At 40.1% G+C, this 15,538-nt stretch carries 12 protein-coding genes; 2 read left to right on the top strand and 10 right to left on the bottom strand.

From position 1 onward, the window contains the following. Positions 1–3: 3 nt before the first annotated feature. The 9 genes from leuC to GJU32_RS21765 form a co-directional block, all read right to left on the bottom strand. Entirely contained in the window at positions 4–1,413 is a 1,410-nt protein-coding gene (leuC, locus tag GJU32_RS21805; protein ID WP_155594006.1) for a 3-isopropylmalate dehydratase large subunit, read from the bottom strand. A 17-nt stretch (positions 1,414–1,430) separates the two neighbouring features. Further along, on the bottom strand, positions 1,431–2,531 hold the full coding sequence (gene leuB, locus GJU32_RS21800; protein WP_155594005.1) for a 3-isopropylmalate dehydrogenase: 1,101 nt from the start codon (positions 2,529–2,531) through the stop codon (positions 1,431–1,433). Positions 2,532–2,695: 164 nt separating this feature from the next. Beyond that, a complete protein-coding gene (locus GJU32_RS21795) occupies positions 2,696–4,231 on the bottom strand; it encodes a 2-isopropylmalate synthase (protein WP_155594004.1) in 1,536 nt (511 codons plus the stop codon). Continuing rightward, positions 4,218–5,252 (bottom strand): ketol-acid reductoisomerase, encoded by a 1,035-nt coding sequence (gene ilvC / locus GJU32_RS21790; RefSeq protein WP_155594003.1) that lies wholly within the window; start codon positions 5,250–5,252, stop codon positions 4,218–4,220. Before ilvC ends, GJU32_RS21795 begins: the two co-directional genes overlap by 14 nt. Positions 5,253–5,350: 98 nt before the next feature. Then, on the bottom strand, positions 5,351–5,866 hold the full coding sequence (gene ilvN, locus GJU32_RS21785; protein WP_036123293.1) for an acetolactate synthase small subunit: 516 nt from the start codon (positions 5,864–5,866) through the stop codon (positions 5,351–5,353). Continuing rightward, positions 5,863–7,623: a biosynthetic-type acetolactate synthase large subunit gene (ilvB, locus tag GJU32_RS21780; RefSeq protein ID WP_155594002.1), complete on the bottom strand. Its 1,761-nt coding sequence runs from the start codon at positions 7,621–7,623 to the stop codon at positions 5,863–5,865. Before ilvB ends, ilvN begins: the two co-directional genes overlap by 4 nt. A gap of 483 nt (positions 7,624–8,106) precedes the next feature. Beyond that, positions 8,107–9,777, bottom strand: a complete 1,671-nt coding sequence (gene ilvD / locus GJU32_RS21775) for a dihydroxy-acid dehydratase (protein ID WP_155594001.1) — start codon at positions 9,775–9,777, stop codon at positions 8,107–8,109. Positions 9,778–10,147: 370 nt separating this feature from the next. Then, a complete protein-coding gene (locus GJU32_RS21770) occupies positions 10,148–11,470 on the bottom strand; it encodes a D-arabinono-1,4-lactone oxidase (RefSeq protein ID WP_155594000.1) in 1,323 nt (440 codons plus the stop codon). Beyond that, positions 11,458–12,633 carry an amino acid deaminase/aldolase gene (locus tag GJU32_RS21765; protein WP_155593999.1) on the bottom strand — a complete coding sequence of 392 codons (1,176 nt, stop codon included), beginning with the start codon at positions 12,631–12,633 and terminating at the stop codon, positions 11,458–11,460. The genes GJU32_RS21770 and GJU32_RS21765 overlap by 13 nt, the downstream gene beginning before the upstream one ends. An 850-nt stretch (positions 12,634–13,483) precedes the next feature. On the opposite strand from GJU32_RS21765, the gene GJU32_RS21760 reads away from it, so the two are divergent. Next, positions 13,484–13,741, top strand: coding sequence for a GlsB/YeaQ/YmgE family stress response membrane protein (locus tag GJU32_RS21760; RefSeq protein WP_155593998.1), 258 nt, complete (start codon positions 13,484–13,486; stop codon positions 13,739–13,741). A 35-nt stretch (positions 13,742–13,776) separates the two neighbouring features. On the opposite strand, the gene GJU32_RS21755 is transcribed toward GJU32_RS21760, so the two are convergent. Further along, on the bottom strand, positions 13,777–14,475 hold the full coding sequence (locus tag GJU32_RS21755) for a lytic transglycosylase domain-containing protein (protein WP_155593997.1): 699 nt from the start codon (positions 14,473–14,475) through the stop codon (positions 13,777–13,779). A gap of 206 nt (positions 14,476–14,681) precedes the next feature. On the opposite strand from GJU32_RS21755, the gene mscL reads away from it, so the two are divergent. Continuing rightward, on the top strand, positions 14,682–15,071 hold the full coding sequence (mscL, locus tag GJU32_RS21750; protein ID WP_155593996.1) for a large conductance mechanosensitive channel protein MscL: 390 nt from the start codon (positions 14,682–14,684) through the stop codon (positions 15,069–15,071). Positions 15,072–15,538: the final 467 nt, after the last annotated feature.

Here is a 15,538-nt window from a genome sequence, read left to right as displayed (position 1 = left end):
GGCTTACACAGTTTCCTTCACAAATTCACGTACATCCACAAAGTGACCAGCAATCGCAGCTGCGGCAGCCATTGGTGGAGAAACTAAATGTGTACGAGATCCAGCGCCTTGACGTCCTTCAAAGTTGCGGTTGGATGTAGAGGCACAGCGCTCACCAGCAGGTACGACATCATCATTCATTGCTAAACACATTGAGCACCCCGACTCTCGCCATTCAAAGCCTGCAGCGATAAAGATTTTATCCAAGCCTTCTGCCTCTGCTTGCTTTTTCGTCGTATGTGAACCTGGTACAACAATTGCTGTGACATTGTCATTCACCTTACGTCCTTTGATGACACTTGCAGCTGCACGTAAATCACTAATTCGTGAGTTTGTACAGGAGCCAATAAATACATGCTGGATGTCAATGGATGTTAATGGTTGCCCTTCCTCTAAGCCCATATAGGATAGTGCTTTTTGAAGTGCTGCCTTATCGGATTCATCCTCATAATCTGCTTGTGTTGGAACATATCCAGAAACACCCGTACCCATCGATGGGTTTGTACCCCATGTAATGATTGGTTCAATTTCTTCTGCTTTTATTATACGAACCGTATCGTACGTAGCATCCTCGTCAGAAGCTAGACTTAACCAATAAGCGACTGCTTCCTCCAATTGATCTCCCTGTGGTGCATATTTACGACCACGAATATAGTCTACCGTTGTTTGGTCAGGAGAAATCAGCCCTGCTTTCGCTCCTGCTTCAATCGACATATTACAAATCGTCATACGCTCTTCCATAGATAGCTTGTGGATAGCCTCTCCAGTGAACTCCACAATATATCCTGTACCAACGCCAATTCCGAACTTAGCAATGATGGCTAAAATAATATCCTTTGCTGCTACACCAACTGGTAGCTCACCTTCTACACGAATTTCCATCGTCCTTGGTTTGTTTTGCCATAACGTTTGTGTCGATAATACATGCTCCACCTCTGATGTGCCAATACCGAAGGCAATCGCACCAAAGGCACCGTGAGTCGATGTATGAGAGTCACCACAAACAATGGTTTTACCAGGCTGTGTTAAACCTAGCTCTGGTCCAATAACGTGTACAATCCCTTGGTCAGGGTGCCCCATGCCTGCTAACTCAACACCAAATTCCTCAGCATTTTTAGCTAATGTTTCGATTTGATTGCGTGCAATGGGATCATGAATAGTCGGTAAATTTTTCGTCGGTACGTTATGATCCATTGTCGCAAAGCTTAAATCAGGACGACGCACTTTACGTCCGTTTATGCGAAGCCCTTCAAAAGCTTGCGGAGATGTTACTTCATGAATTAAATGAAGATCAATATATAACAGGTCCGGTTTGCCCTCTTCCTGATAAACAACGTGTTTATCCCAAATCTTTTCAATTATATTTTTGCCCATTGTCTTCACCTATTTCTTTAAATATATGTTGTCATGATACTTTGTGAAACAAAACTAGTATCAATTTCATTAATCACTTTATCTGTCCATTCATTTGTTGATAACGTACGACTGCCGACACGAGCAAGATCTGCTGTAAAGTATCCATCATCAAATACTGCACTTACAGCACGTTCAATTTCTGCCGCCTCCTCTTTCAGACCAAATGAATATTGTAGCATCATGGCCACAGAAAGAATGGTTGCTGCAGGGTTTGCGACTCCTTGCCCTGCAATTTCAGGTGCTGAACCATGTACTGGCTCATATAAGCCAAAATTATCACCGCGAATAGACGCTGATGGTAATACACCTAGAGAACCAGTAATGACAGATGCTTCATCACTTAAAATATCCCCAAACATATTTTCCGTTACCACGACATCATAGTGTCCTGGATTTGTAATAAGTTTCATCGCTACGGAGTCAACTAGGTTATGTTCTACTAAAACATCTGGATACTCTTTTTTCTTTGCTTCTACGACTTCACGCCATAAACGACTTGTTTCAAGAACGTTCGCCTTATCAACAGAGCATAATTTGCCTCCACGTAAACGTGCCAGTTCAAAGGCATTTTCAACGATACGTTCCACTTCTGCTTTTGAGTAAACAGTTGTATCAATTGCGCCATTTTCAGTACGCATACGTGGTTCCCCGAAGTATACGCCACCTGTTAGTTCACGAACAATCATTAAATCAACGTTTTCAGCAACTTCACGCTTTAAAGGTGAAGCATCTAGTAAACTCGGGAACGCCTTTACTGGACGTAGATTTGCAAATAAATCGAAGTGTTTGCGAATTCGCAATAACCCTTTTTCTGGGCGTAATTCAGGTGGATTTTGATCCCACTTAGGACCACCAACAGCTCCTAATAAAATCGCATCACCATTTTCACACATCTCGATTGTTTCATCTGGTAGTGGGTTATTGTGCTGGTCGATGGCTGCACCACCAATTGTTGCATATCCTAAATGAAATGTATGATTAAATCGTTTACCAATCACTTGTAATACACGTACTGCAGAAGCAACAACCTCTGGGCCAATTCCGTCACCAGGAAGTACTGTAATTTTTTTCTCCATCGTCAAAACACCTTTCTTTGGATAGCGCATGCGCTAATTTAGTAAAGACGCTCACCTACCTATTATTTAGGTGAGCATCATTTTTGTTGATTGATACAATACACCATGACATCATTGCATCCGACTTGTGAATGGTACCTCACACAATTTACTACCTCTAAAATCTATACAGGCTGTGCGCGAAGGCTCGCTTTTATTAAATGACGGTTAATGGCATTTAAATAAGCTTTTGCTGATGCTTCTAAAACATCTTGGGAGGAGTTGCGGCCCGTTGTCGATACATCATCATAGCGAATATTAATAACCGCTTCACCAAGTGCATCTCGACCTTTGCCTACCGATGACACTCGGTAATCAATCACATGAACGGCTCCAGGTACAAGCTGCTCTAACGTATTAAAAATAGCTTCTACTGAACCTGAACCAGTAGCAACAACCGTTTTCTCTAGCCTCTCTGGTGTAAGCACAATCGCTGTGGCAGTAGGAATATTTTCCGTACCATATTGCACCTGTACCATTTTCAAATCAAAGAGTGGTACATCTTCTATTTGAACTTGTTGTTCTGTGAGAAGGGTTAGTAAATCTTCCTCTGTAATCTCTTTTTTACGATCAGCCAATTTTTTAAATTCCACAAACGCTTTGTTTAGCTTTTCTTCAGAAAGATGGAAGCCCATTGTTTCTGCACGATCACGGAAGGCTGCACGCCCTGAATGTTTGCCAAGTACTAATGGAATTTCTCCCTCACCGATTAGCGCAGGGGAAATAATTTCATAGGTTTCTGGATTTTTTAAGACACCATCTTGATGGATACCTGATTCGTGGGCAAATGCATTTTTCCCAACAATCGCTTTATTTGGCTGAATCACAACGTTTGTCAATTTACTGACTAATTGAGACGTACGTTTAATCTCTTGCAACTGTATGCCAGTTTCCACATGGTAAAGATCCTTACGAATGTGAAGCGCCACGGCGATTTCTTCAAGCGCCACATTACCTGCACGCTCTCCGATACCATTGATTGTTCCTTCTACTTGTGCGGCACCATTTTCAATCGCGGCAATGGTATTGGCCGTTGCCATCCCTAAATCATTGTGGCAATGTGCGGAGAATTTTACTTTTTCAGCACCTTTTACGTTTTCCAGTAGGAACTTAAATAATGCGCCATATTCTTCCGGAGACGCATAGCCTACAGTGTCAGGAACGTTAATCGTTGTAGCACCAGCGGCAACTACCTCATTCATAATTCGTACTAAAAATTCATGATCGGAACGAAATGCATCTTCCGCAGACCACTGTACTAGTGGAAAGAACTTTTTAGCATATTTAACGGCCTCAACCGCTTGCTCAACCACTTGATCTGGCGTTTTTTTCAACTTGTATTCCATATGAATAGGTGACGTTGCTAAAAAAATATGAATATGGGGCTGTTGTGCCACTTTAATGGCTTCCCAAGTAGTATCAATATCTTTTTGGATACAGCGAGCTAGACCTGTTACAATGGAATTTTTCACGGTTCCTGCAATGCGATGGACTGCATCAAAGTCACCGGGTGACGAAGCAGGAAAACCTGCTTCAATAATCGTCACTCCAAGGCGCTCCAACTGTTTGGCTATTTCAATCTTTTCTGCAGTGTTTAAATTAATACCAGCAGATTGTTCACCATCGCGAAGTGTTGTATCGAAAATATCAATTTTTCGCACTTGTAGCCACTTCTCTCACAACTTTTTCTTTACCTTCGTTGATGAATGGCATCATAGCACGTAATTTTGAGCCCACTTCTTCTATTTGATGGTTTGCACCAGCCTCTTTGAATTTTGTATATTCTGGACGACCGTTTTCATTTTCTTGAATCCAACGACGAGCAAATGTGCCATCTTGGATATCTGTTAACACGTCTTTCATACGAGCTTTTACAGACTCATCGATAATGCGTGGTCCTGCAACATAATCTCCCCACTCAGCTGTATCTGATACAGAGTAGCGCATAGTTGCCATACCACCTTCAAACATTAGGTCAACAATTAATTTAAGCTCATGAAGTGTTTCAAAGTATGCTAATTCTGGTTGGTAGCCAGCTTCTACTAAAGTCTCGAATCCTGCTTTTACGAGCTGAGTGGCACCGCCACAAAGTACTGCTTGTTCACCGAATAGATCTGTTTCTGTCTCTTCTTTAAATGAAGTTTCAAGAAGTCCACCACGTGCAGCACCGATACCTTTACCATACGCAAGTGCTAAATCTTTTGCTTGACCTGTTGCATCTTGATGGATTGCAAATAGACCCGGTACGCCAGCACCTTCTTGGAATTGACGTCGAACTAAATGTCCTGGTCCTTTTGGTGCTACTAAAAATACGTCAACATCTGCTGGTGGCGTAATTTGACCAAAATGAATATTGAAGCCATGAGCAAACATTAGTGCTTTCCCTGCTTGTAGATATGGAGCAATTTCTGCTTCATAGACAGCTTTTTGGCGCTCATCTGGTAGTAAAATTTGGATCACATCTGCCTCTTGTGCTGCCTCAGCCACTGTTTTCACTTCAACTCCATCTGCTTTTGCAGCATCGAAAGATCCACCTGGACGAACCCCTACTACTACATCGAAGCCTGATTCTTTAAGGTTTAATGCATGTGCATGACCTTGTGAGCCGTAACCGATGATTGCGATTTTCTTTCCTTTTAGTACTTCCTCATTGATATTTTGTTCATAGTACATTGTAGCCATAGTTTGTTTCCTCCTAGAGTTTGGTTTGTTTTTCATAACTTTAGATACTTACTAATTCATTAGAACTTGTATCCAAAGCTATTAATTTTATATGCAAACTATTTTAAAATAGAGAGCTGTGGGTTTGAGATTTTTTGTGTTTCACGAACAGATGCAGTTGCTCCTGTACGGGTTAGTTCCTTAATCCCGTATGGTCGAATGAGTTCGATGAAGGCATCGATTTTTTCCGGATGCCCTACTACTTGATACGTCACAACGTTTTTGGCCGTATCAATAATTTGTGCACGGAATGGTTCGACAATTGAATTCATTTCCAAGCGTAAATTTGGCGGTGAAATCACCTTTACTAGTGCTAGTTCTCGCAGGACAATTGATTTGTCTGTAATGTCATTGACCTTTAACACGTCAATTTGCTTGGATAATTGCTTCACGAGCTGCTCGATTTTGCGCTCATCCTCAACGTTGACCACAAACGTCATTTTCGAAAAATTGGGTTGCTCAGTATGACCCACTGTAATGGATTCAATATTGAACTGACGCTTCATCAATAAACCTGTTAATCGGTTTAATACACCACTTTGGTTAATCACAGTTACGGTAATTACTCGTTTCAATTCTTTTTCACCCCAATCATTTCATGTAAGCCTTTGCCTGGTGCTACCATTGGGTAAACACATTCAAGCTGTCTCACTCGACAATCAATTAACACTGGCTCATCAGAAAGTAGTGCTTCACGGAAAATATCCTCCGCTTCATCAATTGTGTTAATACGATAGCCTTTAATGTTATAGGCATCTGCTAATTTAACAAAATCTGGTTGGATCGGCATAAGCGATGATGAATAACGCTCTTCATAGAATGTTTGTTGCCATTGACGCACCATGCCAAGACAGCTATTATTCAAAATTACTATTTTTACTGGTAAGTTAAATTCCTGTAGAATCGACAGCTCCTGTGCAGTCATTTGGAAACCTGCGTCGCCTACAATGGAAATTACTTTTTTATCTGGCTTCGCAAATTGGGCTCCAATTGCAGCTGGGAAGCCAAAGCCCATCGTACCAAGTCCACCAGACGTTACCCATGCATGATCATTATTTAAATGGTAATATTGTGCTGCCCACATTTGGTGCTGCCCAACATCTGTCGTCACAATGGCATCACCCTCTGTAATCTTGTGCACTAATTGCAATGCTTCTTGCGGTAAAATTTCTTGATCATTTGCATCCTTGCAATACCACAATGGGTAGTCATGGGCATGATTTTTTAAGAATGCTAGCCAATTTGCTGTATCAGGACCCTCAAAGCTCTTTTTCAACAATGCTTTTAAAGCCTCTTTTGCATCCGCAACAATTGGAATATCTGTCGGTACATTTTTGCCAATTTCAGCAGGGTCAATATCGATATGGATTATTGTTGCATTTGGTGCAAATGTGGCTAAATTACCTGTTAAACGATCGTCAAAACGTGCTCCGATATTGAGTAATAAATCAGATTTTGTGATCGCTGTATTCGCTGTAACCGTACCGTGCATACCTGCCATTCCAAGGAATAATTCATGTTCACCGTGAATGGACCCTAATCCTAGCAATGTATTGGTAACTGGGATACGATATTTCTCCGCGAAGGCCGTTAATTCCTCACGTGCATCGGCAAAGAGAACGCCAGCACCCGCTAAAATAACCGGATTTTTTGCCAAAGATATTGCTTGGATCGCCTTTTGGATTTGTAAATAGTTTGGTTTGTATGTTGGTTGATAACCTGGTAAATAAATTTCATCAGGTGCTTGCGGTGGATTCTCTATATCAAACAACATTTGCGAAACATTTTTTGGGAAGTCCACGACAACTGGTCCCTTACGACCTGTGCTGGCAATATGGAAAGCTTCCTTGACAATGCGTGGAATATCATTGACATCCTGCACTTGGTAATTATGCTTTGTGATGGGTGTCGTAATCCCCATAATATCTGCCTCTTGGAAAGCATCTGTTCCAATAACAGATGTAGCTACTTGACCAGTAAATACAACTAATGGAATGGAATCTATCATCGCATCCGCAATACCTGTTACTAGGTTTGTTGCACCAGGTCCACTTGTAGCAATAACAACGCCTGTTTTACCTGAGACACGCGCATATCCTTCAGCAGCATGAATAGCACCCTGTTCATGTCTTGTTAAAATATGGCGGATTGGATTTTTATACATCGCATCATAAATTTGTAATACGGCTCCTCCTGGATAGCCAAAGACGATTTCAACACCTTGATCATGCAGTGCCTGCACTAATACATCTGCACCATCCTTCGCTTGATAGGTTTGTTCAGCTGTTGTTGCTAATTGTTCTTTTTCATTAATTGAAACATTCGCACTCATCAAATTATGCCTCCTTCATTTCTTTCAAACTCACACATCAGTGTTGTAGATTAGTGAAGTGTCACTAGCTGGATAGACTACACTCGCTTCCTTTTCGTTGAGCTTATGCTAATTGCATCGTGAAAATAATAAAAAGCCTTTTTCTCCACACGCAAAGAACTACCTTACGTAGGGATGAAAAAGACTTTCCATGGTACCACCCTTTTTTATAGCAAATAATTGCTACCTCGCGAATAAATGACAGCATTCATGCACCAATGCGAAAGATTTCGCATCCAATAGGGTGTCATAAAACATTTATTCATTAATAACGAGCACTTTCGACTATGCCCGAAGCTATCTAATAGTGTAAACACGTTTAATAGCTCACTCCGAGGGGATGTCGGATCTAGTTGTATCGCCGGCTTCCAGCACGACCGGCTCTCTGGTAGATACAAGGCTCTAGAACCTTTAACCTCATCAACGTTTTCATGTATCTAGTTGTTAAATTTTCATGACGCCACCAGTAGAGGCGCTCGTCACTAATTTTGAATACCTTGCTAGCCAGCCACGTTTAATTTTTGGCTCAAAGACTGGCAATTTTGTACGACGTTCAGCTAAAATTTCATCTGAAACTTGTAAGTTAATCGTACGATTTGGTAAATCAATTTCAATAATATCTCCGTTTTCAACTAAAGCGATTGGACCGCCTTCAGCAGCTTCTGGTGAAATATGTCCAATTGAAATACCTCGAGATGCGCCTGAGAAACGACCATCTGTGATTAATGCAACCTTTGTGCCAAGACCACGTCCTTGAATCGCAGATGTTGGTGCAAGCATTTCTGGCATCCCTGGGCCACCTTTAGGTCCTTCGTAGCGAATGACGACTACATGGCCTTCTTTTACAGTTCCATTATCAATATTTTCTTGTGCTGCTTCTTGTGACTCAAAGACGATTGCCTCGCCTTTAAATACTTTTATGGAAGAATCAACTGCCCCTACTTTAATAACAGAGCCATCTGGTGCGATATTACCGAATAATACCGATAAACCACCTACAGCACTATATGGATTATCTTTTGTTCGAATGACTTGATCATTCGTGATGTGATAATCTTTCACAAGCTCACCCATCGTTACTCCCGCAACTGTTGGACGGTCTGGATGAATAGCACCTGGAATAGCTGTTAATTCATTAATGATGGCACTAACACCACCCGCTTTATTGATATCATCCATTGAAATATCTGAAGCAGGCATAATTTTTGCTAAATACGGTACTCGTTCTGCTACTTTATTAATATCTTCAATGTTGTAATCTATTTCTGCTTCATTGGCAATTGCTAATGTGTGAAGAACCGTGTTTGTGGAGCCTCCCATTGCCATATCAAGTGCAAAAGCATCATCAATTGCCTCTTTTGTAATAATATCGCGTGGCTTAATGTCTTCCTTTACCATACGAATTAATTGTTTGGCTGCTTCTTTAATCAACTTATGACGCTCTTCAGAAGTGGCTACGATTGTACCATTCCCAGGTAAAGCGACACCGAGCATTTCCATTAAGCAGTTCATTGAGTTTGCTGTAAACATCCCTGAGCATGAACCACATGTTGGACATGCGTTGTTTTCAATATCTAATAGCTCTTCAGCTGACATTTTTCCTGACTTATGGGCACCTACGCCTTCAAAAACAGATGTTAATGAAAGTTGTTTGCCCGCAGCAGAAGTACCGGCCTCCATCGGACCACCAGAAACAAAGATTGATGGTACATTAGTACGTACTGCCGCCATTAGCATGCCTGGTGTAATTTTGTCACAGTTTGGAATATAAAATACGCCATCAAACCAGTGTGCATTAATAACCGTCTCAGCTGAGTCTGCTATAATTTCACGACTTGGTAATGAATAACGCATCCCAATATGCCCCATTGCAATGCCATCATCGACACCAATTGTATTAAATTCGAATGGAATACCACCCGCTTCAATAATGGCTTCTTTTACAACATCAGCGAACGTACGTAAATGAACGTGACCTGGTATTATGTCGATATAAGAGTTACAAACCCCAATAAATGGTTTGCCTAAATCTTTTGCTTTTACTTTGCCTGTTGCATATAAAAGACTTCGATGTGGCGCTCGATCTACGCCTACTTTAATCATGTCACTTCTCATTTTAAACGCCCCTCATTGCTATCCATACTATGTTCGTCTCTATAGACAAAATGTTCTGTCTTTTTAATTTTTGTTTATAGATTAACAGCCTTCTAAACTATTTCTGCTGTAACGAACGTGTTAAATTGTTGTTATCATAGTACGAAAAAAAGGTCTCGTCAACAGTATTTTTTGAATTGTTTAAACAATTCAAAAAATCTGTCAAAATTGAAATCGTTTACATGCTGATTAAGCATCAGTTTTATCTCGTTTTGATAAAAATTTTGACATTTCGTTCAAATTTCAATTTTTCAATAATAAACAAAAATAAGTAAACAATAGATTTCCATATATTTGAACAAGTTGGGTAGGGTAATAATAGAGATAGCGCTTACAATAGAAACAATCTTTTTAAGTATCCTGTGAAAAATACTTGATCGGGGTCATATTGGTGTCGGATACTTAAAAACTTTTCAATCTCTGGATACAGCTCATAGACCGTTTGTGCAGTTAAATGATGTTGTTTTCCCCAGTGAGGACGTCCATCATATTTTTGCATCAATGTATGCACCCACTTAAAATAAGGCTCTTCCGACATTCCCTTGTACATATGAAAGGCTATAAAGGCAGACTCTCGTCCTTGTGTTGGGCTTAAAAAACCTGCTTCACCCGCTGTTGTTCGACACTCTAATGGAAAATGAACATTAAAAATACCTTTTTTAAAGGTTACATGAATTTCCTCCAAGCATGCTTCAAATTGAGCTAATGGGATAGCATATTCACTCTCTTGAAACTTTACACTCCGTGGCGAAGGATAAATTTCATAGCTTATCCCTAGTTTTTCACTTTCCACAACATTAGCAGCTGCTATTTTACTCATGGCACCACTTAAAGCAGGTTTCCACTTACAAAGCTCCGACATCGCAAAGAATGCACCGTTTTCTACAATTTGTAGCTTTAATGTTTCAATTCTCTTATTCCATTCACTTTGATAGACAGGCGCTACAGCATTCATCCGTTTCACTTGAATCGTTTCACTACCAGGGAAATAGAACCACTCTACATGGCGATGTTGGCGAATATCCTCTGAAAATAGTGTGAGCCCGTTCGCCAAAGTTTCTCTAGCTCCAACATAATGTAAACCGTATAATGGCATGACCTTAATCGTTACTTTGACAAGGATACCAAGCATCCCGAGTGATACATGTAGCGCTTCAGATAAATCGTCCATCCCTCTCCTATGCTCTCGGTAAGTACCCGTCCCATCTACAAAACCCCATGCCATTACAGTTGAAGATAAGGAACCAAGTGTAACACCCGTTCCATGTGTGCCGGTTGACACTGCCCCCGCAATCGTTTGCTCTTGAATATCCCCCATATTGATCAAAGCAAAGCCATGCTTCGCTAACATTGGTCCAATTTCATATAGATAGGTCCCAGCCCATAATGTTACCTCCTGCCTTTCCTCATTCACAGCGATTAAACCACGCATATTATGTAAGGAAATAGCTACATGCTCAGGCATTGCCACAGCGCTAAAGGAGTGAGCAGCACCTGTCGTACGAATCGTTTTTCCTGATTCACGTGCATGCTTCACGATCATTGAAACTTCTTCAATAGAATGTGGTAAGTACATTTCACTCGGATATGAAATAACATTACCAGCCCAATTCGTCCATTTTTCACCATTCCGCCAATTTTCTATAGAAAACATTGTCCATCCCCCCTGTATGTTGTGTAAGGCCCTACATACTTGTCCCCTCGAATTCCATGTAATACTTGAAAACGCTCACAAAGCTCTCCAGCCTTTGCGTGTCGAAAATAAATCGTATCACCAATATTGACCTTTTTCCCTTTGACCTTAATCGGTGTTTGTACCTCTCCAGCTCCTTCTAAGCTGAGGTAGGCAAAAGTGGTAGGTTCATAGAATACTGGCAAGCGATCCGTACCAACCGCTCCAGAAGCCGTATAGCCCCCACCATGGCAAACAACAAGATTGTTTTCAGGCATTCTCGTCACACTCAAAGCAAATCCAGCTGCCTTCTCTAGCTGTAAATGGCTAAATTGGTCGAACAGTGCGGGAGCGTAAAATGCGGAGCCCACAGTAATTTCAGTCACTTCTTTTTGCTGTGTAGTATAAGTCATACTACCGGAGCCTCCTCCATTGACAAAGCGTAAATTCGGAAAATATGCCTTGATATGGGCTATTGCTAATCTCCGAAACTGTGTTACTTGCTTTTTTGCCTGTACTTGCATAGCTTCAATGAATCGTCCTTTTATAGCATTCGCAGGTCGATTGCCAACGCCTGCTATTTGCGCCTCATAGCCCATAGCTCCAACTACTTCAATAGAAGGATTGTTTTGAATAGATTGCAAGAAAGGTGTCAACGTCTCAAGAGAATACAATGATGAACGTTTCGTACCGAAATACAATACTTTAAAATCATTTGAAACATTAATATCGATACAAATCGGCACACGGACACCAATTTCTTCCCCTATCTTCGTCAACAGTTGGATATGTTCTTGCCGATCCACCATAAACGTGACAGTTTTCCCCTCTTTGACAAAATGCAATAATTGACGAATAGCTGCTTCCTCCATTACTGGATAGCCTAGTAATAAATCATCAAATTGCTGCTGTAATAAAAAAATCGTCTCTGGCGCAGTGAACGTCATAAACCCCACCACGTTCGTGAGTTTCTTTTGAACATAACGGAGCACCTCGACAGAACGAATCGATTTTGTCGCAATACGAATTTGTTTCTCGCCACAAGCATCTTGCACAGTTTGAATGTTTTTATCCAGTGCATCCAAATCCAACCAAGCAAATGGCCTTTCCAAATCACAAAATGCTTGATCCAATCTTGTCGTCATTTAATCCCCCCTGTATGTACTATGTATTTGACATTTGACAGAATAATTCCTTTTTTCTATTAATTAGTCAAAATAAAAACAACCGTGAGTCTGCAATTAAATTAGCCTACACGGTTGTTTTAGAATGGGACAAACATTTTATTCACCTTTCTATTGAGTTGATTACGTTGCGTATAAGAAATCGGCTGCTAGATTTAGCATCACTAACAAATGTAAACCTGCGATTAGAAAGCCTTGACGATTCAAACGTTTCATGACAGCCATATTCATATGAAACACGCTCCTTTTCCTACATTATAATTGTTTTAAGTAAAATTTTCAAACTATTCAAAAATCGAATATTTACCTATTTTTCTGTTCACTAACAAGAAAAATGACAAGATAAAAATGAAAGATTACCTATAAGGAATGTGGAAAATGAATCATGTATATGAGTGATTGAAATCCTGCATGAACAAAACTTTTTCGTATGAATAGGTTGTTTTTGCAAATAATTTTGTAAAGGGCTGATTGCTTTTAATTTACGATGGAGCAAAGGTGTTAGATGTATTTTTGGTACAAATTGAATGCGCTAACATACTATAGAAGTAAGCGATAAAGTCGGTGTATGTACAAACTAGAAGCAGTTGATTTAATGTGGACATTTTCACGATAATTTATGCAGTTGAATTAGCTGGCATGGCAGCAGCTAAACGCAAATTAGGCATAGTGAAAGAGCTACACTCATTTATCTACAGCCTAATTGAAAGCATGTAATAATTACTAAACAGGATCAAAGCGTTTAATCTACTCCATTCAGGGTATAACTAAGTAATCGCCATTATATCTTAATTTTAAGGAGATGAAAATAATGATTAGTTTCATTTGGTATTTAATCATCGGAGGAATTCTTGGATGGTTAGCGGGCGTAATTTTAGGTAAGGATATACCTGGTGGTATTATTGGAAATATTATTGCAGGGATTGTCGGTTCTTGGATTGGTAGTATGGTTTTAGGAAACTGGGGTTGGAGAGTAAGTGATTTCTACGTGTTCCCAGCATTAATAGGTGCCATCGTACTGATTTTCATCGTAAGCCTTATTTTAAAAGGTATGCGTAAAGCAACTTAAATATGTAATGAAGAGCCATCCATTGTGGTGGCTCTTTATTTTTCTTGATTCAATAAAACTGCCGTTTTGAGTTCATCGTTATAACCATTATACAATTGGTAGTAATGCAACACATTTTCCACATATTCATCACTATGATTGTATTGGAAAACCGCTTTCTTAATATTCCCTTTTGCTGCTCCGTATTTAGCTAAGTAATTAGCAGCACTAAATACCGCATCCTCAATATCATATGGATCTGCAAGTCCATCTCCATTTGCATCTACACCGTATCCGCCATATTTTGCAATTGTTTCTGGACTCATTAATTCAGCTTTCGTTATGTTCCCTTTTCCTAATCCTGAGCAAGTGGGATGCTTCCAACCAACGAACGTGCAAGGCATAAATTGCATATGACCTTCTGCACCAGCTGATGAAACCATGGTTTTGACCGTAGAAAAACGCGTTTCAATTCGATGATGAGCAGCAAGCAATGTCCACGGCACACCATATTTTTCCTCTGCCGCTACATAAACCGGAATGAATTTCTCTGGAATGTTCATATCGAAATTTTGCTGAATTTCTTCGATTGCCTTTTGCTGTGCAAGTTTTTCGAAAATCGGTAATGTTTGAAGCTCCTTCCACGCAAAAAATGTAAGGACATAGACGGTTATTGCTATTGGTATTAATAATGCTATCATACCCAATTTTGCGGCGGGTGATAACATCGGTTTGTTATTCTTTTTCTTTGCCATAAGTCACACCTAATCTAATATTCTTCTTCCATATTACCAAATTTTTCGTTATATGTTGAAAAACTTTTGATCCTCCTGTTAATAAGGAGTCTCCCGCTAGATGAAGATCCTTATTTTCACTACGAAAGCAGTTGAAAGGTTTGGTAAAAATATAGTAAAATATAGGTTGATTAATTTTAAAGGATAGTAATAGGGAGGATATTATTTTGTGGAAAGACTTTAAAGAATTTGCGATGAAAGGCAATATTGTCGATTTAGCAGTAGCAGTTGTCATTGGTGGTGCTTTCGGTAAAATTGTTACCTCCTTAGTTGAAAATATCATCATGCCATTAGTCGGTATTTTAACAGGTGGTATTGATTTAACAAAGAGCTTTGTTTTTGGGTCAGGTGAAGCCCAAATCAATTTAGGTGTATTTCTACAATCAATTATTGATTTTGTAATTATTGCATTTGCGATTTTTATGGCCTTACGAATTATGACGAAGCTCACACATAAAAAGGAAGAAGCTGTCGTTGAAGAGCCAACGCCTGAACTGGATGCAAAAGAAGAGCTTCTAAAAGAAATTCGCGATTTGTTAAAAAAAGAACAAGCCTAACATACTGTGTCAAAGCATCTGCCTCATGCAAATGAGACAGATGCTTTTGTTTTGTATCCTTCACTTCGGGTGTTCTATCCGCTACTTTGTGCGTTCTATCCACCCACTTTATGCGTATCCTTCACTTTTGATGCTCTATCCACCACTTTGTGCGTTCTATCCGCTACTTTGCTCGTTTTATCCTCCAACTTAATGCGGATCCTTCTCTTTTCATGTTCTATCCACCACTTTATGCGTTCTATCCGCTACTTTCCATACTCTATCCATCACTTTGCTCGTTCTATCCGCTACTTTCCACACTCTATCCAACTACTTATTGCGTATCCTTCTCTTTCCATGCTCTATCCACCACTTTGTGCGTTCTATCCGCTACTTTGCTCGTTTTATCCTCCAACTTAATGCTTATCCTTCTCTTTTCATGTTCTATCCACCACTTTGTGCGTTCTATCCGCTACTTTCCATACTCT

Source organism: Lysinibacillus cavernae, assembly GCF_009724685.1.
GTDB classification, from domain to species: domain Bacteria; phylum Bacillota; class Bacilli; order Bacillales_A; family Planococcaceae; genus Lysinibacillus; species Lysinibacillus cavernae.
This window is presented reverse-complemented; position numbering and strand designations above follow the sequence as displayed.

Bases quoted from the DNA above. Each gene is read 5' to 3' on its own strand.
- GJU32_RS21770 (WP_155594000.1), bottom strand. From the start codon at position 11,470: ATGTTTTCTATAGAAAATTGGCGGAATGGTGAAAAATGGACGAATTGG.
- GJU32_RS21755 (WP_155593997.1), bottom strand. From the start codon at position 14,475: ATGGCAAAGAAAAAGAATAACAAACCGATGTTATCACCCGCCGCAAAA.
- leuC (WP_155594006.1), bottom strand. From the start codon at position 1,413: ATGGGCAAAAATATAATTGAAAAGATTTGGGATAAACACGTTGTTTAT.
- GJU32_RS21760 (WP_155593998.1), top strand. From the start codon at position 13,484: ATGATTAGTTTCATTTGGTATTTAATCATCGGAGGAATTCTTGGATGG.
- ilvB (WP_155594002.1), bottom strand. From the start codon at position 7,623: ATGAGTGCGAATGTTTCAATTAATGAAAAAGAACAATTAGCAACAACA.
- leuB (WP_155594005.1), bottom strand. From the start codon at position 2,531: ATGGAGAAAAAAATTACAGTACTTCCTGGTGACGGAATTGGCCCAGAG.
- ilvD (WP_155594001.1), bottom strand. From the start codon at position 9,777: ATGAGAAGTGACATGATTAAAGTAGGCGTAGATCGAGCGCCACATCGA.
- GJU32_RS21765 (WP_155593999.1), bottom strand. From the start codon at position 12,633: ATGACGACAAGATTGGATCAAGCATTTTGTGATTTGGAAAGGCCATTT.
- ilvC (WP_155594003.1), bottom strand. From the start codon at position 5,252: ATGGCTACAATGTACTATGAACAAAATATCAATGAGGAAGTACTAAAA.